The following is a 19,850-nucleotide window of genomic DNA, read 5'->3' on the forward strand; positions in this document are numbered from 1 at the left end:
CGAGCCCGCCTTCGGTTCAGGCGGCGGCAAGCAGTCGCATGAGCGCCGCGACATCGGCATTTTCGACATTCAGCAGCATGGAAAGCGCCCGTTCCGACCGGTCGGCTCCTAGAACGGGGTCGCAGACCCGCCGGAACTTCGTGCAGATCTGATCCCGGTTGAACCCGCCGCGCCGCACCGAGGTGGGCGGCTCTTCGATGAACAGGCTGCGCGCCTCGCCGCCTGTCGTAGCGATCTCCACCCGCACCGGCGTTGCCATCGTGGCATTGTGCGCGGCGTCATACAGCGGATCGTGATGCAGGCGCACCCGTCCGGCCATCTCTGCCACGGCCGGATCGGTCAGATCGGCTTCCGACATGCCGAATTCGGGCGAGCGGCCCAGAAGCTGCAGAGCCGCAAGGTAGCGGGCGTTGAACTGGGCATCGACGATGTTGTCGGGCATGTCGCCGCCCAGACCGCGATAGAACTCCAGGAACCCATGCACGTCGACGGCGGCGATATCCTCGGGCGCCAGCCCGTCGCCCAGCCGGGTCAAAGCCTCGATCATGGTATGGGACCAGCGACAGCACGCATAGGGCTTGAATTCGACCCGCGTAACAAGCCAGTCCTCGCCTAGCCCTGCATAACCCTCGGTCAGATGGCGGTCCGAGCCGGACATGATCCAGAAGCCGAAGGGTCCGTCAAAGACGCTTTGATGGCCGTGGAATCCCTTCTCCGCCAGCAGCGAGGACAGTACGCCGACGTAGCAGCAGGCGCCGTAGGCATTCTTGATCCAGCCATAGGGGCGCAGGCCCTCCACCTCTTTGCGCACACCGGGCACCGGCGCCTGCATGGCGGTGATGCCGAAGGCCGAGCGGATGGCGGTGGAGTTGAGCGCCAAGAGCCGCGACGCGGCCACCGTGGCGCCGAAGGTCTGCCACGTGCTGTAGCCCATGACCACCTCCTTGCGTTCCGGGCTGGCGTCGACGGCGCGGCCGATGCGCAGCGATACCTCGTATGCGGCAATGATCGCGCCAAGCAACTCGGCGCCGGTCGCACCGCGCGCCTCGGCTACGGCAAGGGCAGGCGGTATGATCGTGGCGCCGGGATGCGAGGGCGCGCCGTCGCGGAAGCAATCATCGAAGTCGAGCGCATTGACGGTATGCCCGCCCAGCCATGCTGCGTCCAGCAGCCCGACCCGCGCGGCTTCGCCAGGCACCGTCACGAGGCCTGAGGTTCCAGCGGCGGTCACCACTTCCAGCACCACCTGCGACGACTTCAGGGCAATGCCTCCCACCATGCAGGCGACAGCATCGATCAGACAGTTCTTCGCCGCATCGACGGCAGCCGCGGGAACCTTCGACAGATCGAAGCCGGCGATCCAGTCCGCAAGCATCGGTGCATGGTCGACGGCGGGACTTTCGGACATGGCGCGTCCTCTCCGGTTTGAGCGCGATGCGGATACCCCGTCCGGCAACTACCTGCCCGACCGATGTGTCCGTCCTGTCATCATGCAAAACCGCCCATGGCCGACTACCGCGATTCCGTTGTGCGAGCATAATCGTCGGTCATGACATGCCGCCCGGCGGGGCGCGCTACCGCCGGTTATGTGGGGGTCTCTTGTAGTTATTGGCCCACGTCGGAACCGGTTGTTACGGTTGGTCGCTCAAAAAGTATAAGAATCCTCCAGCAAACAGGGAACGAGATGACTCGACACTACACTCTGAAGGACATCCACAAGGGATTGACGATCGCCGCTTTTTCCGGGCTGGCGATCTTCGCTGCCGCTTCTCAGTCCGCCGCGCAGGAAACGGTGACCTACGGTACCGACGGTGGCGGGCTGCTCGACGTGGTCATGGAGGCACAGATCAAGCCGGCGGAAGAAAAGTACGGCTTCCGCGTCATCATCGACGCGAACGCCGACCGCTATCCGGTGGTCAAGGCGCAGGTCGCCTCGGGCAAGCCGATCTGGGACGTGTTCGACGCCTCCGCCGGCTATTGCGCTCGCGGTACCGCCGAGGGCCTGTTCGAGCCGCTGGACTATGCGCTGATCCCAAATGCGGCGGCGATCCCCGACGCGTTCAAGCACGAGCACTGGATTGGTACCACCGCCTATGCCACCGTTCTGGCTTACAATACCGACACCTTCGGCGAGAAGGGCCCGCAGTCCTGGGCCGACTTCTGGGATGTCGAAAAGTTCCCGGGCCGGCGCGCTCTGCGCAACTACGCCCGTCCGATGCTTGAAATTGCGCTGCTGGCCGATGGCGTAGCCCCCAAGGACCTCTATCCGTTGGACGTCGACCGGGCCTATGCGAAACTGGCCGAGATCAAGCCGCATATCGACATCTGGTGGACTTCGGGCGCCGAAACCACCCAGTTGCTGATGGATGGCGAAGTTGACATGATGCCGCTCTGGGACGGCCGCGCGACGACGGTTGTCGACCAAGGCGGTGACGCGGTTTTCACCCGCAATCAAGCGATCATGGAGTTCAGCTGCATCGCCGTCCTGAAGGGCACGGCGCACAAGGATGCCGCCATGAAGCTAATTGATGGCCTGCTGGACCCGGTCGGTCAGGCGCGGCTGGGCGAAGGCTGGACAACCGGCCCGCTGAACCCCGGCTTTGCCGAGCACATCGACCCCGAGCGGCTGAAAATCCTGACCACCGCGCCCGACAACGTCAAGATTTCGGTGCCGTTGAGCCCCGACTGGTGGGCATCGCCGGAAGGCGAGGCTGCCGAGGCCCGCTGGCTGGGATTCATGCAGAAGGGTTGAGCCGCGCCATAGCCCGCCGGACAACGCGTTTGGCAGGGCCCAATAGGCAGGCAGGACCGAAAGCCCCCGGCGAGGCCATGAACGGCTTGGCCGGGCGTTCTTCTGTCAGGGGGCAGACCGGCAAGGCAGAACGTGGCCGTGCCATGGCGGGAACGCTCCCGCCATGGCACGGCCTTTGCTGCTGCGGTATCGGGCCAGTGCGGTAAACTCGCCTCAGGCGGAATGGGCGCGCAGGATGGCCTCGGCGATGAATAGATCCTGCAGCGACACGCCCGAACTGTCGAAAACCGTGATGTCGGACGGATCGGTCCGCCCCGGAGCGGACCCGGTCAGGACCTGCCCGATTGCCGTCAGCCTGGCATCGGCCGGGGCGTGCTGGAACTCTCCGACCACACGGGACTGTTCGGGCAGGTCGCAAAATAGCTTCGCCCGCTGATAAAGGCCCACCGGCAGCTCCTGCTTGCCCTTGCCGTCCGATCCCATGCTGGCAATGTGGGTGCCAGGTGCGACCCAGTCGGCGTCGAACAGCGCCGCGCGGGCGCTGGTGACGGTGACGATGATGTCGGCGGTGCGGCAGGCCTCCTCGGCGCTGCGCGCGGCCTCGGCAGGCAGGCCGAGCGCCTTCAGCCGCCCGACCAAAGCGCCGGTCTTCTCGTCCGACCGGCCCGCCACGACCAGCCGTTCGATGGGGCGGACCCGGGCGATAGCCGCTGCCTCATAGGCCGCCTGATGGCCGGTTCCAAACAGCGTCAGCACCCGCGCATCGGGTCGGGACAACGCCTCTGCCGCCACCGCATCCGCAGCCGCCGTGCGATAGGCATTCAACTTGCCCGCCTCGACAATGGCGCCGATCCGCCCGATCGACTGGTCGAACAGCAGGATCATCGACCCGTGCCTGGGCAGCCCCGCACGATCATTGGACAGGAAATACGATCCCACTTTGAGCCCGGCCATGTCGCGGTTGCAGGCGGATTTGATCGTGAAGCGGTTCTGCGCATCGCTGCCATGTCCGATAACAACCGGGAAGCTGATCGCATCCTCGCGGACTGTGGCGATCAGCGCCTCGCGGATCGCATCATACGCCATCTCGTGCGTGGCCAGAGCGGCCGAACGCGTTTCGTCGATGAAGATCATCGCGAGAACTCCTACCAGCCGCCGAAGCGGTGCCATTGCCGCAGCTGCGCCGACCCGTCTGCCGGGATCACGTGATAGCTGCCGTGTTGGGCCGCCGTGGCGCAGGCATGGTTCGGCAGGATGCGCAACCGAGCGCCGACAGGCAGATCCGGCAGCGTTGCCGACGAGCCGGGGCGCAAGGCGATGATGCCGTGTTCCTGATTGGCTTGCCGGACGATCAGGTCGGGATAGATCTTGCCCTCGATGTCGCAGGCGATGCCGTAGCCCTGATCCACGGCCTGCGCCGAGGTGCCGCGATCGCGCGACATGGCCATCCAGCCTGCATCGACAAGCACCCAGCCACGGTCATGCTGATGCCCTATCACGGTCGTCAGCACCGAAAGCGCGATGTCATCGGTGTCACAAACTCCGATCCCGGCCATCACGAGATCGAAGAACATATACACGCCGGCGCGTAGCTCGGTCACGCCAGCCAGATCCTCGGCCGCATGTGCCGTCGGCGTCGATCCGACGCTCACGACCGGGCAGGGCAGGCCCGCGGCACGCAGCGCCTGCGCGGCGGCCACCGTCGCGTCACGCTCCTTCGCCGCGAATTCGGCATGGGCAGCCCACCCGCTCACCCCGTAGCTTTCGCCGGCATGGGTCATCACGCCGCGCAACCCCGCGCCACTGCCGTGCAGCAGTTGGCCGATCTCGATCAGGTCGGTATCGCCCGCACGCAGGCCGCCGCGGTGGCCATCGCTGTCGATCTCGATCAGCGCGGGGATCGGCTTCCCCGCAGCCCGTGCCGCCGCCGCAACCGAACGCGCCTGCGCGATGCTGTCGATGAGGATGACAAGATCGCAGCCCCGGTCGCGCAGCGCCAGCACCCGCGGCAGCTTCTGCGGCGTGATGCCCACGGCATAGAGGATGTCATGAACGCCCGCATCGGCGAAGACCTCGGCCTCGGCAAGGGTGGACACTGTCGCGGGACCGACCCCGTCGGTCAGCACGCGGCGCGCCACTTCGGTGGATTTCGCGGTCTTGAGATGGGGCCGCAACGTTACGCCAAGCGCCGCAGCCTTGTCCGCCAGCCGCCGGATGTTGCGCGTCATCCGCGCCTCGTCGAGGATCAGGCAGGGCGTGGTCAGCTGTTCGAGGTTGGGCATCGGATGTTGCATCGCGTACTCCCTGTAATGCTTTAGTCAGCGCAACTGCCCGCTCGGTCGAGGGCAGGGGCGCGAGGGCGAAGAATCCTTCGCCCGCTCAGCGTGCGACCGCCCGCCGTTGGGTGCCCGCCGGCGAGAGCCGGGCGCAACAAGGCGCGGCGCGCGGAGGCCTCACTCGACGACGACGAAGATCTTCCTGAACGGCTCGATCGTCCGCCACTGACCAACAAAGCCTGGCTTCATCACGAAGCTGTCGCCCGCCCGAAACAACTTCGGAGTGCCGCCATCCTCGGTGATTTCGACCACGCCTTCGAGGATGTGGCAGAATTCGAAGATTTCGCCCTTGATCGACTTGTTGGTACCCTCGGTCCCCGAGAAGATCCCTGTGCGCACCTTGCCGTCTTTCGCATTGTCCAGATCCCAGGCCTTGCAGACCGGTGTCCCCGCGAGCAGGCGGTCGGGCGCGACCTGGACGGGGCGGGGCTCGAATGCCGGGGCGGTATCGACGGGGACGATAAGGTTCATGGTGCTGGCCTCGTTAAGAAGGGGAGGCCTTCAGTCTAGCGGGGGGATGCCGCCCGGGCGCGACGAATTTCGCGGCCACTCCGCAACCTATGCTGTTTTGCCCGCACCATACAGAATTTGATGCGCCGCCTGCGGAAAATTCGCTGCCGCGGCTCACGGCGTTTCAGCGATGCTGGTGCCGTGCGGATGCCGCGCCTGGAGGCCGCCCCCGGTCGGGATCATTGATGTATGTGCCAACCTTTGCCCGATGCAGGTGCTCAGCCGAGCGCCGCGTGCCCGGGGCGACGCCGCCCGTCCCTCAGCCCGGACGCGCCCGCCGCCTGAGTGCGGCGCGGGTGGTGTGCATGTAGTCCCGCATCAGGGACCGTCCTGTCAGGCGGAAGGACGGCGGGATCGCACCATGTTCCGCTGTTCTTGAGTAAGGAAGCGAGACCATGACTTCACCCCCGCCGATGCCCGTCGTCGCCGGAATGATGAAAATCCCGGCAATCGGATGATCCGCCCCGAATATCCGCAGGCGCAATACGACTTGCAGAAGCCCCAACCGTCACGGACCGACAAGGCCCGGCCGACCGCCAATGTCGAGGAGCGGCTCGCCGTCGGCGCTGCGTGCGGCCCCCGCCAGGTGGAAACTGGTGAGGATTCCGTGGCGGTCGAAGGTTATGTATCTGGGCGAGAACGGGGGCCTTGTTGTCCTCCGGACGGACGTCGCGTCAGCCTGCCACGGCGCGGCCATGCAGATTCCGTTCGAACCGTGGGCTGCGCGCAGGTTGGTTTGGAAAACTGCCCGCGATTCAGACGGAGTTCAGGCTCCCGCGCCGGTCCTCGATGGACCATCGCAAGCAGTTGGCGATATTGTCCGGCTGCACCGCTCCGCCGTGAAGGAATGCGCCTTGGCTGCCCGACTTGATCGCATCGACATCAACATCCTGAGCCAGTTGCAGCAAAACGGCCGGATCACCAATTCCGAGCTGGCCGAAGCGGTCGGGCTGTCGCCCTCGCCCTGCCTGATCCGCGTGAAGCGGCTCAGGACCGAAGGCTTCATCACCGGCTTTTCGGCAGAGCTTGATCTGCGCAAGCTGGGCGAGTGCCTGACGATTCTGGTCGAGGTCACGCTGGAGAAGCATCAGGCGGAGAGCTTTCAGCGCTTCGAGACGCGGCTGCGCAAGTTCCGCGAGGTGACCGAATGCCATCTGATCAGCGGCGGCTTCGACTATCTGGTAACCTTCATTGTGCGCGATTTGCTGCACTTCCAGTCGATCATCGAAGCCTTGGCCGACCAGAACAGCGGGATCGCGCAGTACTTCAGCTATGTCGTCATCAAAACGCCGATCCGGCGCCAGCCGGTGCCGCTGAGCAAGATCTTCGAACGGGACGACGATTAGGCGATCCTCGCCGCGCGGCGGCTCATGCCGCGGCCAGCTCGCCGGCCAGCCCGCGCAGCATCGCCATGCACGCGGCCAGCTCTTCGGGCAGGATGTATTCGTCAGGGCGATGCGCCCTGTCGATGCTGCCGGGCCCGCAGATGATCGCCGGAATGCCCGCCGCATGGAACAGCCCGGCCTCGGTGCCAAAGCTGACCGAACGCAGTGGGACCTGCCCGGTCAGGCGTTGCAGCAGCCCCGCCAGCGCCGAACCCTCGGCCGGTGGCAGGGCGGGATAGCTGCTAAGCTCCTCATTCGAGACGGATAGCGCGGCGCCCGCGGGCACCAGCGCCGCCAGCCGCTGCAACACCTGCGCCGTGACATCGGCGGCGGATTGGCCGGGGATGCTGCGCACCTCCATCTGGATTTCGCAACGGTCGGGGATGATGTTGACGGCGGTGCCGCCGCGCACCACCCCCGCAACCGCCGTGGAATGTGGCGGGTCGAATCGCGGATCGAACGGCCCTCCTGCTGCAAGCGCCGCGTTCAGTTCGCGAATCGCCAGCAGGATCTCGGCGCCCGCGTAATTGGCATTCACCCCATCGTCCGGGCGCGCGCTGTGGGCGGCGCGCCCGGTCATCACCAGGCGGGTGGACTGCTTGCCCTTGTGCGACAGGACCGGCCGCATTTCGGTAGGCTCGCCTACGACGCAGCCGGAGGGCGCCGCAGCCAGATCGGGCAGTGCAGCTATCATGTGGCCGACACCGCGGCAGCCGATCTCCTCGTCATAGGAAAAGGCAAGATGCAGCGGACGCGTCAGCCGCGCTGCGCGGAAATCGGGAATGGCCGCCAACATGCAGGCAAGGAAGCCCTTCATGTCCGACGTGCCGCGCCCGAACAGTCGACCCTCCCGCGCGGTCAGCCGAAACGGGTCGCTGGTCCAGGCCTGCCCCTCGACCGGAACCACGTCCATGTGGCCCGACAGGATCATGCCCGGCACGTCGCGCGGGCCGATACTGGCCCAGATGTTCACCCGGTCGCACTCGGGTCCCGGCAGCACCACGGGATCGAGGCCCGCGCGGCGCAGGTGGCCCAGGACGCAATCGGCTATGCGGGCATTGCTGCTGCCCGGCAGGTCGGGGCAGGCGACAAGATCGGCAAGGATGACTTCGGGGATCATTCGGTTTCTCCGCTTGCGGTCATCCTGCGCCAACCCGCACGCCAGATTCTGCCGAAGATGATGCCCGGGGCGGAATCGCCTGTTGGGCAGGACGCTCCGGCGCGCAGCACAAGATGCGGCGCGCCCCGGCCAGAACGGCAAGAACGCCCGCCCGCTCGCGGTCTGCAACAGTTCCAGCCAGCCTGACCCACTAACCTGCGCTCATCAAGAGGAGTGCGAGAGATGAGCCGGTCCTTCGATCCCGTCAGCCTGACCCCGCCGTCGGTCGGCCATCCCTGACCGCGATTTGGGTCGCGGATGCCGCTCAATCCCGGGCGAGACAGCCCCGCGGTGAGGAGGAGGCCGAAGCGCTGGCCCCCATCGACCATCCGACCTCCTGGCTTGCGTCGTTCGATACCCGCGACCTGTCGCGCATCATCGCGTCGTGCTGACAGGGGGCTACAAGGCCTTGCGCACGAGCATCAGGCCCGGCCCATCTCGCGAGAAGCTGCAAAGTAGTCCTGATCGACCTTCGAGGCCCAAATGTCCCACAAGATCGCCCTGATCCCCGGTGACGGGATTGGCACCACCGTCATCGAGGCCGCCATACGGGTGGCCGAAAAGGCCGCCCCCGGCCTCCTCGTCCCGACCAGCTTCGACTGGTCCTGCGACACATGGCTGAAAACCGGGCGCATGATGCCCCAGGACGGCATCGAAATCCTGCGCGGCTACGATGCCATCTTCCTCGGCGCAGTTGGCTGGCCCGCCAAGGTTCCGGATTCCGTCTCGCTACACGGGCTGCTGTTGCCGATCCGCAAGGCCTTCGTGCAATACGCCAACATTCGTCCGCACCGGCTGCTGCCGGGCGTGCAAGGGCCGCTGCGCAAAGAAAGGTTCGACATCCTGTGCATCCGCGAAAACACCGAGGGCGAATATTCCGGCGCCGGTGGCCGCGTGCATCAGGGTACCTCGAGCGAGGTCGCGGTGGAAACCGCGATCTTCACACGCGCGGGCGTTGAACGCATCCTGCGCTTCGGCTTCGAACAAGCGATGGCGCGATCCAAGCGGCTTGCCTCGGTCACCAAGTCGAATGCGCAGAAATACACGATGGTGTTCTGGGACGAGGTGACCGACCAGCTGGCCGCCGAGTTCCCCGAAGTGGAGGTGACCCATTACCACGTCGATGCCATCGCCGCCCGCATGGTCATGGCGCCCGAAAGCCTTGACGTCATCGTTGCCTCGAACCTGTTCGGCGACATCCTGAGCGACCTGGGCGCGGCGATCCAGGGGGGATTGGGCTTTGCAGCCTCGGCCAATATCGACCCGACGCGCCAGAACCCCTCGATGTTCGAGCCGGTGCATGGCTCCGCCCCCGACATCGCTCATCTGGGCATCGCCAATCCGATCGCCGCGATCTGGTCGCTGCGCATGATGCTCGACCACCTGGGCGAGGCCGCCGCCGCAGCGCGGATCATGCGCGCGATCGAGGCCGTGACCGCTCGGGGAATCGGCACCGTGCCGGGGCAGGACAGGACGGATGCCATCACCGCCGCCATCCTCGACGAGCTGGAAGGCGAATAGCGGCGCGGGCCGGCCTGCGGCCCTGGGCCAGGCGCGGCCTGACTCGCCATCCGCAGTTTTTCATGCCGTCCGCCGCCCCCTCAACGGCCGAACATTGCTGTCGCGGAGCTGCAAGCCGCTACATGTGGGCCGAGAACGGGCCATGCTACGCAGCAGACGATCTGCGAGGCTTCCGCATGACACAGACCCTGGCCTTTCGCCGCTTTGGCCCGGACCATATCGATGCCGCCGTGCGCTTGTCGCTGGCCGCGGGCTGGCCGCACCGGCACGAGGACTGGGCCCTGCTGGTCAGCCTGGGTCGGGGACACGTGGCGCTGCACCGCGACACCGTGGTGGCCACCGCACTTGCCACCCCTATGGGCGATCTGGCTATGGCCAACATGATCATTGTGGATGCGACGATGCGCGGTCGCGGGCTGGGGCGCCAGATCATGGAGCGCTCGCTGGAGCTGCTTGCGCCGCAAGAATGGCGACTGACAGCCACGGAACTGGGGCTGCCACTTTACCGGAAACTGGGGTTTGAATCCTGGGGCACGGTGCATCAGCATCAGGCCGTCTTGCCCACGCTGACGGTGCTGACGGCGCCCGCAGGTGTGCGCCTTGCCACCGCCGCCAATCTTCCCGCCATCGCGGCAATGGACCTCGCCGCCACAGGCGCAGACCGCGCCGCGCTGCTGGCGCGGCTCTGCGCCAACGGCCGTGTCGCCTTCGCCGAGGGGCATGGCTTTGCCGTATTGCACGAGTTCGGTCGCGGCGGGATGGTGGGACCGGTCGTCGCGCAGGATCAGGCAGTAGCGCAGGATCTGCTGACCTTCCTTCTGGCCGGACAGGCCGGCCGCTTCGTGCGGGTCGATGCTGCGCAGGACGCAGGCGAGGATTCGGGCCTGTCGGACTGGCTCATCGAAATCGGTCTGCCGCATGTCGATACCGGCATTGCGATGCGGCGCGGCACGCCCACGGCGCCTCAGGGTGGCTTCCGGCGTTTCGGCCTCGTAACGCAGGCCCTTGGCTGACAAGAAAGGGAAATCATGCTCAGCAATTCCATCGTCGAACTCGACCGGGCGCATCTGGTGCATCCCGTCGCCTCGTGGCGCGGGCACGAAAAGGCGGGCGCGCGCCTGCTGGTTTCGGCCAAGGGCGCGACTGTAACCGATTCCGAGGGGCGCGCGCTGCTTGACGGCTTTGCCGGGCTGTGGTGCGTGAATGCGGGCTACGGCCAGGACCACATCATCGAGGCGGCAACCAGACAGTTGCGCGAGCTGCCCTATGCCACGGGTTATTTCGGCCTCGGGTCGGAGCCTGCAGCACGGCTGGCGGCGCGGCTGGCGGATCACGCGCCGGGCGATCTGAACCATGTGTACTTCTCGCTGGGTGGTTCGGATGCGGTGGACGGCACGGTCCGGTTTGCCCGCCACTACTGGCATTCCAAGGGCCAGCCGCAACGTGACCAGTTCATTTCGGTGATGCACGGTTATCACGGCTCTTCGACCGTTGGCGCCGGACTGACCGCGCTGCCGGCCTTCCATGCGGGCTTTGGCGTGCCGCTGGACTGGCAGCACAAGATTTCGTCGCATTACGCCTATCGCAACCCGGTCGGTCAGGATGATCAAGCGATCATCGCGGCCTCGGTCGCGGAACTGCGCGCCAAGGTCGCCGAGATCGGCGCCGAGCGCGTGGCGGCCTTCTACCTGGAGCCGATCCAAGGGTCGGGCGGCGTCCTGGTCCCGCCCAAGGGCTGGGTCGCGGCCATGCATTCGGTCTGCAAGGAACTGGAGATCCTTTTCGTCGCCGACGAGGTCATCACCGGATTCGGCCGCACAGGCCCGATGTTTGCCTGCAGTGAGGAAGGCATTGTGCCCGACATGATGACCACCGCCAAGGGACTGACCTCGGGGTATGTGCCCATGGGTGCGATATTCCTGTCGGATCATGTCTTTCAGATCATTGCCGATGGAGCGGGGGCGGCGACGGTGGGTCACGGCCAGACCTATTCCGCCCATCCGGTCAGCGCGGCGGTGGGGCTTGCCGCACTCGATCTCTACGAGAACGGCTTGCTCGACAACGGCGTGAAGATGGGAGCGCGGCTGCTGGCGGGACTGCGGGACCTTGCGGATCACCCGCTGGTCGGCGATGTGCGCGGCCGTGGCATGCTGGCGGCGGTCGAGCTCGTCACCGACAAGGGGAAGAAGACGCCATTGCCAGCGGCAGCGTTCCCGGCGACGCGTATCTTCGATCGGGCATGGCGCAACCGGCTCATCATCCGCGCCTTCGCGCAGGGTGTGCTTGGCTATGCGCCACCGCTCTGCTGCACCGAGGATGAGATCGACCAGATCGTTGAGCGCACGCGTTTGACGCTCGACCAGACTCTTGCCGACCCGGACGTGCGCGCGGCAATGGTCTGATGGCAGTCCTGCGCATGCCGCCGCCGGATTGCTTGGGGGGTGTTCCGCGACGCCTTCTCCAAGCGTTGCCGGATGTGGCCTTCCACATCCGACAGGTGCCGCCCAAATCATCGACGCCATCCCTATCGATCTCGCCGGGCTGGCACCGCGCGGGCTCGTCAGTCGCATCCGCGGGTGTTGAGCGGGTGTTCCCGACGGGCGGGAAGCGTCCGACCGGCCCTCAGGCCGCGCCTGCTGCCGTTGTGGCAAACCGGCCGATCCTGAAATCGTCCAATGGCACGAGCTGTCGGCCGGTCGCTATCAGTTCAGCCATCACATCGCCGACCCCCGGCCCGAGTTGAAAGCCGTGCCCGCAAAACCCAAAGGCATGAAACAGTCCTGGCGTGGTTTCGGAGGCCCCCATCACCGGTAGTTCATCCGCGACATAGCCCTCGCAGCCCGACCATGTGCGGATCACCGACACTCCGGCCAGCCCCGGCAGCAGCGGGACTATGCGGGCAAGCTGCCGCGACAGCAGCGAGAAATCGTACTGCGCATATCCGGTCGTCATGTCGACCAGGGTACGTGCCACCACTCCGCCGAAGATAATATTGCCGCGTTCCACCTGACGCAGATAGCCGCCATGGCCGGTTTCCGACCACTCGCCGACCACCGGCTTTACCAGCCATGGCAAGGGCTCCGTCACGCCCATCTGGGGGCCATAGGCGGTCATCGGCACATCCTCGCCGAACTGGCGCGAGATGCGGGTACCCCATGCCCCGGCGGCGTTCAGCAACTGATCGGAGTGGAACGTGCCCTGACTGGTTTCGACCGTGAACCCGCTCGCACCCGCAGTGACCTTCAGAACCTCGGCCGCCTCCACCACGCTTGCACCTTTTCGGACCGCGGCCTCCGCAAAGGCGGGAGCGATCAATCGGGGGTTGCCGCTGCCATCCTGCGGCGAGAAGGACGCGCCGATCGCCGCCGGACCGAGACCGGGAAACCGGCGCCGGATTTCGGCAGGTTCGAGTTCCTGCAGATCGAGGCCCCAGGGACGCGCCGCTTCGCTGTAGCGGCGCATGTCGGCCAGCCCTCTAGGGCCGAAGATGAGCCTCAAATGGCCGTGAGCGCGAAACTCCACATCGCGGCCCAGAAGGGTTTCTGCCTCGCCCCAGAGTCTGCGGGAATGATGGGCCAGCGGCATTTGTGACAGATGGCGCCCGGTGCGGCGAATGTTGCCGAAAGAGGCGATGGTGGCCCCGGTTCCGACCCGATGGCGTTCCAGCAAGGTGACCTTGATGCCCCGCTGCGCCAGGAAAAAGGCCGCAGCGCTTCCCATGAGGCCGCCGCCGATTACGATCACGTCCATACTGTCCGTCCGAGCCGCCGCAGATGGAGCGAGCGTGACGCGCCCGCCGCCGACAGGTCAAGGACGGGAAAGACACAGGGCCATAAGTCCAGGCTATACAAAATGTCCCACGACGCGGGAATGCATGAGCAGCGCTTATGCCGTGATGTCATTTGCGACGTGGACTTCTGACTGACCCTTGCGCAGCATTCGGGCAACAAAGAGGAAAGGGCCCATTATGGATGGTGCGATCACCAGCGAGACCGATTGGAAGATCGGTGTCGACATTGGCGGCACGTTTATAGATTTCTGCGCATTGGAAGCCCGTTCCGGGCGCGTGGCCTCGCTTAAGGTGCTGACGACGCCGGACGATCCGGGGGCGGAGCTTCTGACCGGCCTGACCCTGCTGGCCGAGCGCGAAGGACTTGATCCCACGACCGTGAGCCGCTTCGTCCATGGCACGACCGTGGGCATCAACACGATCATCCAGCGGCGCGGCGCGGACCTGGCGCTGATCACCAATGCGGGCTTTGAAGACGTGATCGAACTTGCGCGCCTGCGCATGCCGGATGTCTATTCGCTGTTCTGCTCGCGACCGGAACAACTGGTGACGCGCGACCGGGTATTCGGCATTGCCGCACGGATGCTGGCCGATGGCCGCCAGAGCGTGGCGCCCGACATGGCGGCGCTGGCCGAGGCGGTTTCCACCGCGCGCGAGCGCGGCGCGAAGGGCTTCATCGTGTCCTTCCTGCACGCCTGGCGCAACAGCGAGCAGGAGGCCGCCGTCAAGGCCGAGATCCAGCGCCTTGCGCCCGATCTTTTCGTCTTCACCTCGTCCGAGGTCTGGCCGGTAATCCGCGAATACGAACGCACCACCACCGCCATCCTGAACGGCTATGTCCATCCGCGCGTCGCTGGCTACCTGATCGCGCTGCAGGAACGTCTGGCCGGGCGCGGCGTGCCCGCGCGGCCGATGCTGACCAAATCGAACGGCGGGCTGATGAATGCCGACGAAGGCAAGCAGTCCTGCGTGAACATGCTGCTGTCGGGCACCGCCTCCGGCGTGATCGGCGCGGCGTGGCTGGCGCGGCAGGCGGGCGAGAAGCGCGTCCTGACGCTCGACATCGGCGGGACCTCGGCCGACTTCGCGCTGATCATCGATGGCGAGGCGCAGTTCGGCACTGGGGAGCTGATCGGGGAGTTCCCGCTCTACATTCCTTCTGTTTCGGTCAGCTCGATCGGGATCGGCGGCGGCTCGATCGCGCAGGTCGATGATCGCGGCGTACTGCGCGTCGGGCCCGAATCCGCCGGATCCACCCCCGGACCCGCCTGCTATGGCCGTGGTGGCAACCGCGCGACCGTGACCGATGCAATGGTGGTCTGCGGCTGGCTGGGCCACAGCCAGATGGCCTACGGCCAGTTGAAGATGGATGTGGCACTAGCCGAGCAGGCCGTGGGCGAGCTGGCAGCAATGCTTGATCGTTCGACGCAGCAAACCGCGCAGGCCATTCTCGACATTGCGGTGTCCGAGATGTTCGTCGAGGTGGAAAAGCTCGCCTCGCGGTCGGGTGTCGATCTTCGTGACTTCACGCTGATGCCCTTCGGTGGCGGCGGGCCGATGCTTGGTGCCTTCCTCGCGCTCGAGATGCAGATGCGTCGCGTGATGGCGCCGCGCCGTCCTGGCGTCGTGTCTGCGCTCGGCGGACTGGTGGCCGACCTGCGCGGCGACTTCATCCGCACGGTGTTTGCAGCACTCGCGCCCTCCTCGCTGCCGCGGATGCGCAGCGCGCTCGACGGTCTGATGACCGAGGGGCGCGACTGGCTCGCCGCCCAGAACCACAAGGGCAGCGCCGAAATGCGGCTGATGGCCGACATGCGTTATGCCGGGCAGAGCTTCGAGATCGAGGTGCCGCTGCGTACCGAATGGATCGCCGGCGGCAATCTGAAGGCAGTCGCCGCCGCGTTCCACGACATGCACGCCCGACTTTACGATTATTTCGACGCCAAGGGCGAGATCGAGGTGGTCAACCTGCGCCTGTCGGCAATCGGCGCGGGTCCCGAACTGCACTTCCCCGAAGCCGAGGAAGTTCTTTCTGAGGCCAAGGCCGAACGCGACGTTCCGGTCTATACCGGCGGCAAGCTGCGGCCCATCCCACTCTATGCCCGTGAGGACCTGCGACCAGGGGCGGAATTCGTCGGCCCGGCGGTGGTGGCGCAGGAAGATACCACCTTCGCTATCCCGGCCGGCGCGCGCGCGCATGTCGACCGGTTCCTGAACCTTCATCTCACCTTCGGAGAGTAAGCCAAGTGTTCGACCGGATGAACCTACAGGTGCTGGCAAACCATGCCCGTGCCGCCGCTGAGAACATGGCCTACACGCTGCAGCGCACCGCACATTCGGCCTTCGTCAAGGAAACCGAGGATTTCACGGTGATGCTGCTGAACCGCCGGGGTGAGACCATCGCCGTGCCGATGGATCTGGGCGCCACCTGGTATGTAGGCCTGACCTTCGGGCGGGCGATAAACCAGGTCGCCGACTACAAGCCCGGCGACGTGGCTTTTACCAATGATGCCTACTCCAGCTTCGTGGCCACCCACACGCCCGACACCGTGCTGTGGAAACCCGTCTTCTACGAGGGCGAGCTGATCGCCTTCACCGGCGGCCATATCCACAACACCGACATGGGTGGCGCGGTGCCTGCCTCGCTCTCGCGCGCTCTGACTGAGATCCATCAGGAAGGCATCCGCTTTCCGCCGATGAAGATAGTCAACGAAGGCGTCTATGACGAGCAGATCCTGCGCATCATGTCGACCAACGTGCGCAAGCCCGACCTGAACATGGGTGACATCAAGGCCATGGTCGGCGCGCTGACCACAGGCGAGCGCAAGATCCTCGCTATGGTTGAAAAATTCGGCAAGGAGGCCTTCCTCGCCGGCGTTGACCAGCTGCTTGATCATGCCGAGGCGCAGGCGCGCGACGTACTGCGCTCAGTCCCCGATGGCACATGGGATTTCACCGACTTTGCCGACGAGGATTCGGTCGAGGCCAATCCCTGCCGCCTGAAGCTGAAGCTGACGATCAAGGGCGACGAGGCGATCCTGGATTTCACCGGCTCGGACCCGCAGCTCGGTTCGTCACTCAACGTCCCGACAGGGGGCGACCCGCGTCATTCGGTGCTGCTGGTGGGGATTTACTACATCCTCTACACGCTTAACCCGAAGATCATGCTCAACACGGGGCTGACGAGGCCCTTCACCTGCATCGCGCCAGAAGGATCAGTGCTGAACCCGGTTAGTCCCGCGGCTGTGGGGATGCGGTCGCTGACCTGCGCGCGGCTCCGCTCGGTGATCTTCGGCGGTTTCTTGCAGGCGGTGCCGGACCGTCTGCCGGCGGCACCTGCGGGCAACAACTGCATTGTCAACGTGATGACCACGGACGACCGGGGCCGCACGATGATCGCGGCAGTCAACCCGGTCGTGGGCGGCGGCGGCGGCATGCCGCATCGCGACGGCACCAACGGTTCGGGCGCCGATGCGGCCTATCTGAAGAACACGCCGATCGAGATCACCGAAACCGAGGTGCCGGTCGAATTCGTCCGTTATGGCCTGGCGCGGGATACCGGCGGCCCAGGCCGCTGGCGCGGCGGGCTTGCGACCGAAATGGCGTTCAAGGTCTTTGCGCCCGACAGCCGTGTCACCGTGCGCAACCGTGATCGGTCGTTCTTTCGCCCCTGGGGCGCGCTTGGTGGACGGGCGGGCGGGCTGTCGGACATGTGGGTGAACCCGGGCACCCCGGCGGCGAAGCGGCTGGGCAATATCGACACCGCCGTGCTGCAACCCGGCGACGTGCTGGAAATCCGCTCCGCTGGCGGCGGCGGCCGCGGCAGCCCGCTGGAGCGCGAACCGGCTCGGGTGGTGCAGGATGTGGTGGGTGGCTATGTCTCGGTCGAGGCAGCGGCGCGCGACTATGGCGTCGTGGTAGTGGACGGCGCGCTCGATGCCGAAGAAACCGCGAAGCTGCGCGCCAGCATGGCGGCATCGTCCGCCTTCTTCCACTACGGGCCGGAGCGCGAGGGCTATGAGGCGCAGTGGACCCCCGAGGCCTATGACCTGCTGACCGACATTCTGACGGGTTTGCCGATCCACTGGCGCTTCTTCACCAAGACGGAAATCTTCCGCCGCATGAAGGGCCGCTCGGGCGTCGATGGCGTGCGCCGGACCTTCGAGGAGGTGCGCATCCGTTTCCCCGGCATGCCGCTGCCCGCCGGGTTCCTGCAAGAGGCCGCGGAGTGATGGCAGCAACGCCACAGCTCGGCCGCATCGTCCGGCTGGCGGAAACAGGCCGCAAGCAAGTGCAGTTCACGCTGGATGGCGTGGACTGCATTGCGCTTGCGGGAGACAGCGTGCTTACGGCGGTGCTGAGCGTCGGGCCGGTGCTGCGCTGGTCGGAATTCGGACCGGAGGGGCGCGCTGGCTTCTGCCTGATGGGCGCCTGTCAGGACTGCTGGATCTGGACGGAAGAGGGCACGCGCCTGCGCGGCTGCTCGACATTGATCGCGCCGGGGATGTGCCTGCTGACCGAGGCACCGAAGGCGTGGCCATGACCGATCCGCGTATAATGATCGTTGGCGCGGGGCCTGCCGGCATCCGCGCGGCCGAAACGCTGGCCGTTGCCGGGCTGCGCCCGCTGGTGGTGGACGAGGGCCTAAGGGCAGGGGGGCAGATCTACCGCCGCCCGCCGCCCGGCTTCATCCGCCCACCGGAAGCGCTCTATGGCACTGAGGCCGACAAGGCCCACGCGCTGCACGGGACCTTTGACGAGCTGGTCCAGGCAGGCCGCGTCGAACATCTGGCGCAGAGCTCGGTTCTGGGCTTTTCCGCCGCGGGGGCGCATGCGGCGACGCCTGCGGGGCAGCGCGTCCTGCCCTATGATCGACTGATCATCGCCACCGGGGCCACGGACCGGCTGGCGCCAGTGCCGGGCTGGCAGGCGCCGGGAGTCTACAGTCTGGGTGCCACACAGATCGCGCTGAAGGCACAGGGCGTGGCGCTTGGCCGGCAGATCGTGCTGGCGGGCTCGGGGCCTTTGCTGACGCTTGTCGCCTATCAGCTTCTGAAGGCCGGCGCCAGGATCGAGGCGGTGCTGGATACCGCGCCTCTGACCACGCAGGTTGCGGCGCTGCCGGGATTGCTGGCGCGGCCAGTGTTTGCGTGGCGCGGCATGACAATGCGGGCGCGGCTCGGGCGGCGCTACCAAGCCGGCGTCAGTCTCCACGAGATCGAAGGCCATGCGACGGGCGTGACGGCGGTGCACTGGGCGGATGCGGGCGGCAAGCGGCACCGCAGTCCCTGCGACATGGTCGGCATGGGCTGGCACCTGCGGGCCGAGACGCAGCTTGCGGGTCTTGCGGGCGCCGAATTCGACTGGAGCGAGATGTGGGCGCAATGGCTTCCGCGGGTCGACCGCCACGGCCGTGCGCGCGACGGTGTCTATCTGGCGGGCGACGGGCTGCGCATCCTCGGGGCCGACGGCGCAGAGGTTGCGGGCCGCCTTGCCGGCGCCGCCTGCCTGACTGATATGGGCCGCACGGCCCCCGACACCCGCGGCGATCTTGCCCGGCTCGACCAGCTTGAACGCTTTGCCGGCGGCATCGCGCGCGCTTTCCCCTGGCCCGCGGCCATGGTGCGGGCGCTACCCGATACGGCGGTGGTCTGCCGTTGCGAGGGCGTTACCGTCTCCACCCTGCACGCAATGGTCGATCACGGCGGCGCCGAGGCAAACCGCGTCAAGTCGTTGAGCCGGGTGGGCATGGGGCGCTGTCAGGGGCGCTATTGCCAGCTTGCCGCCGCAGAGCTGATCGCGGGGCGGAGCGGCGCAAGGCCCTGCGATGTCGGCCGACTGCGCGATCAGCCACCGGTGCGCCCGGCACTGATCGGCGGGCTGATGCAGACGCGGCCGACGGACGGCCCCGACCCCGCGTGACGGTCGCGGCCTCCCGGCGGGTGCAAAAGCCCAAGACGATGCGCCTCGGGCCTTTGCTTTTGTGCAGGGGTGAAGCGCGCGGACTGGATCAGAGCCCACCGATGTGCAGGGCATATTGCGTGCCCAGGTGCCCGAATACGGGAGGTCCATAAGCCGGGGTTATGCCCTGTCGAGATGTTGTGATTGGTTGGCTTGTCGGCAAGTGGTCAGACTGAACAAAGTGAATTGAACGAAATACGAACGCAGGGCGATGAAAAGACTGTGCTCCGCCTTTCTGTCCGTGGGCGCACTGGCGGCCACATCCTCGCTCCCGCTGTCTGCGCAGACGGTGGCGGATACGACCGCTGGCGAGCTGGTTCCCGACACAATGACCGAAGCGCTGATCCGTCCTGCCGAGCAAAAGCTGGGTATCCGGGTTGTCGCCGATGCCAGTACCAGCCGCCATCCGGAGGGCAAGACGTAGGTGATGTCCGGC

At 66.3% G+C, this 19,850-nt stretch carries 16 protein-coding genes; 10 read left to right on the forward strand and 6 right to left on the reverse strand.

Translation table 11 applies throughout. From position 1 onward, the window contains the following. Positions 1-16: 16 nt before the first annotated feature. Positions 17-1,408 (reverse strand): MmgE/PrpD family protein, encoded by a 1,392-nt coding sequence (locus tag ABGN05_RS17140; RefSeq protein ID WP_367955260.1) that lies wholly within the window; start codon positions 1,406-1,408, stop codon positions 17-19. Between the two features lie 315 nt (positions 1,409-1,723). Here ABGN05_RS17140 and ABGN05_RS17145 point away from each other — a divergent pair, with 315 nt between their 5' ends. Beyond that, on the forward strand, positions 1,724-2,752 hold the full coding sequence (locus tag ABGN05_RS17145; protein WP_367955261.1) for an ABC transporter substrate-binding protein: 1,029 nt from the start codon (positions 1,724-1,726) through the stop codon (positions 2,750-2,752). 213 nt (positions 2,753-2,965) lie between these two features. Here the strand turns inward: ABGN05_RS17145 and ABGN05_RS17150 are convergent, their stop codons facing one another. The 3 genes from ABGN05_RS17150 to ABGN05_RS17160 all read right to left on the reverse strand — a co-directional run bounded on the left by ABGN05_RS17150 (position 2,966) and on the right by ABGN05_RS17160 (position 5,559). Next, on the reverse strand, positions 2,966-3,886 hold the full coding sequence (locus ABGN05_RS17150; protein ID WP_367955262.1) for an ornithine cyclodeaminase family protein: 921 nt from the start codon (positions 3,884-3,886) through the stop codon (positions 2,966-2,968). Positions 3,887-3,897: 11 nt separating this feature from the next. Then, positions 3,898-5,034: an alanine racemase gene (locus tag ABGN05_RS17155; RefSeq protein WP_367955263.1), complete on the reverse strand. Its 1,137-nt coding sequence runs from the start codon at positions 5,032-5,034 to the stop codon at positions 3,898-3,900. A 171-nt stretch (positions 5,035-5,205) separates the two neighbouring features. Next, entirely contained in the window at positions 5,206-5,559 is a 354-nt protein-coding gene (locus ABGN05_RS17160) for a cupin domain-containing protein (RefSeq protein ID WP_367955264.1), read from the reverse strand. Positions 5,560-6,452: 893 nt separating this feature from the next. Between ABGN05_RS17160 and ABGN05_RS17165 the strand changes: the two genes are divergently transcribed. Next, positions 6,453-6,944, forward strand: coding sequence for an Lrp/AsnC family transcriptional regulator (locus tag ABGN05_RS17165; protein ID WP_367955875.1), 492 nt, complete (start codon positions 6,453-6,455; stop codon positions 6,942-6,944). Between the two features lie 22 nt (positions 6,945-6,966). Here the strand turns inward: ABGN05_RS17165 and argE are convergent, their stop codons facing one another. Next, on the reverse strand, positions 6,967-8,103 hold the full coding sequence (argE, locus tag ABGN05_RS17170; RefSeq protein ID WP_367955265.1) for an acetylornithine deacetylase: 1,137 nt from the start codon (positions 8,101-8,103) through the stop codon (positions 6,967-6,969). Positions 8,104-8,625: 522 nt separating this feature from the next. Between argE and ABGN05_RS17175 the strand changes: the two genes are divergently transcribed. The 3 genes from ABGN05_RS17175 (at position 8,626) to ABGN05_RS17185 (ending at position 12,065) form a co-directional block, all read left to right on the forward strand. Continuing rightward, the gene (locus ABGN05_RS17175; protein ID WP_367955266.1) at positions 8,626-9,663 is read left to right on the forward strand and encodes a tartrate dehydrogenase; all 1,038 of its coding nucleotides are present in this window, start codon (positions 8,626-8,628) and stop codon (positions 9,661-9,663) included. Between the two features lie 176 nt (positions 9,664-9,839). Continuing rightward, positions 9,840-10,676, forward strand: coding sequence for a GNAT family N-acetyltransferase (locus ABGN05_RS17180; protein ID WP_367955267.1), 837 nt, complete (start codon positions 9,840-9,842; stop codon positions 10,674-10,676). 15 nt (positions 10,677-10,691) lie between these two features. Then, positions 10,692-12,065 (forward strand): aspartate aminotransferase family protein, encoded by a 1,374-nt coding sequence (locus ABGN05_RS17185; protein WP_367955268.1) that lies wholly within the window; start codon positions 10,692-10,694, stop codon positions 12,063-12,065. Positions 12,066-12,285: 220 nt separating this feature from the next. Here ABGN05_RS17185 and ABGN05_RS17190 read toward each other — a convergent pair whose 3' ends face one another. Next, on the reverse strand, positions 12,286-13,413 hold the full coding sequence (locus ABGN05_RS17190) for an NAD(P)/FAD-dependent oxidoreductase (RefSeq protein ID WP_367955269.1): 1,128 nt from the start codon (positions 13,411-13,413) through the stop codon (positions 12,286-12,288). 217 nt (positions 13,414-13,630) lie between these two features. Between ABGN05_RS17190 and ABGN05_RS17195 the strand changes: the two genes are divergently transcribed. The 5 genes from ABGN05_RS17195 to ABGN05_RS17215 all read left to right on the forward strand — a co-directional run bounded on the left by ABGN05_RS17195 (position 13,631) and on the right by ABGN05_RS17215 (position 19,838). Further along, the gene (locus ABGN05_RS17195; RefSeq protein ID WP_367955270.1) at positions 13,631-15,694 is read left to right on the forward strand and encodes a hydantoinase/oxoprolinase family protein; all 2,064 of its coding nucleotides are present in this window, start codon (positions 13,631-13,633) and stop codon (positions 15,692-15,694) included. 5 nt (positions 15,695-15,699) lie between these two features. Next, positions 15,700-17,685, forward strand: a complete 1,986-nt coding sequence (locus tag ABGN05_RS17200) for a hydantoinase B/oxoprolinase family protein (protein ID WP_367955271.1) — start codon at positions 15,700-15,702, stop codon at positions 17,683-17,685. Beyond that, positions 17,685-17,996 (forward strand): (2Fe-2S)-binding protein, encoded by a 312-nt coding sequence (locus ABGN05_RS17205; protein WP_367955272.1) that lies wholly within the window; start codon positions 17,685-17,687, stop codon positions 17,994-17,996. The genes ABGN05_RS17200 and ABGN05_RS17205 overlap by 1 nt, the downstream gene beginning before the upstream one ends. Next, a complete protein-coding gene (locus ABGN05_RS17210; RefSeq protein WP_367955273.1) occupies positions 17,993-19,375 on the forward strand; it encodes an FAD/NAD(P)-dependent oxidoreductase in 1,383 nt (460 codons plus the stop codon). Before ABGN05_RS17205 ends, ABGN05_RS17210 begins: the two co-directional genes overlap by 4 nt. Before the next feature lie 250 nt (positions 19,376-19,625). Then, entirely contained in the window at positions 19,626-19,838 is a 213-nt protein-coding gene (locus ABGN05_RS17215; protein WP_367955274.1) for a hypothetical protein, read from the forward strand. The last annotated feature ends 12 nt before the right edge of the window (positions 19,839-19,850 follow it).

This window comes from Aquibium pacificum (assembly GCF_040839445.1).
GTDB classification, from domain to species: Bacteria; Pseudomonadota; Alphaproteobacteria; order Rhizobiales; family Rhizobiaceae; genus Aquibium; species Aquibium pacificus.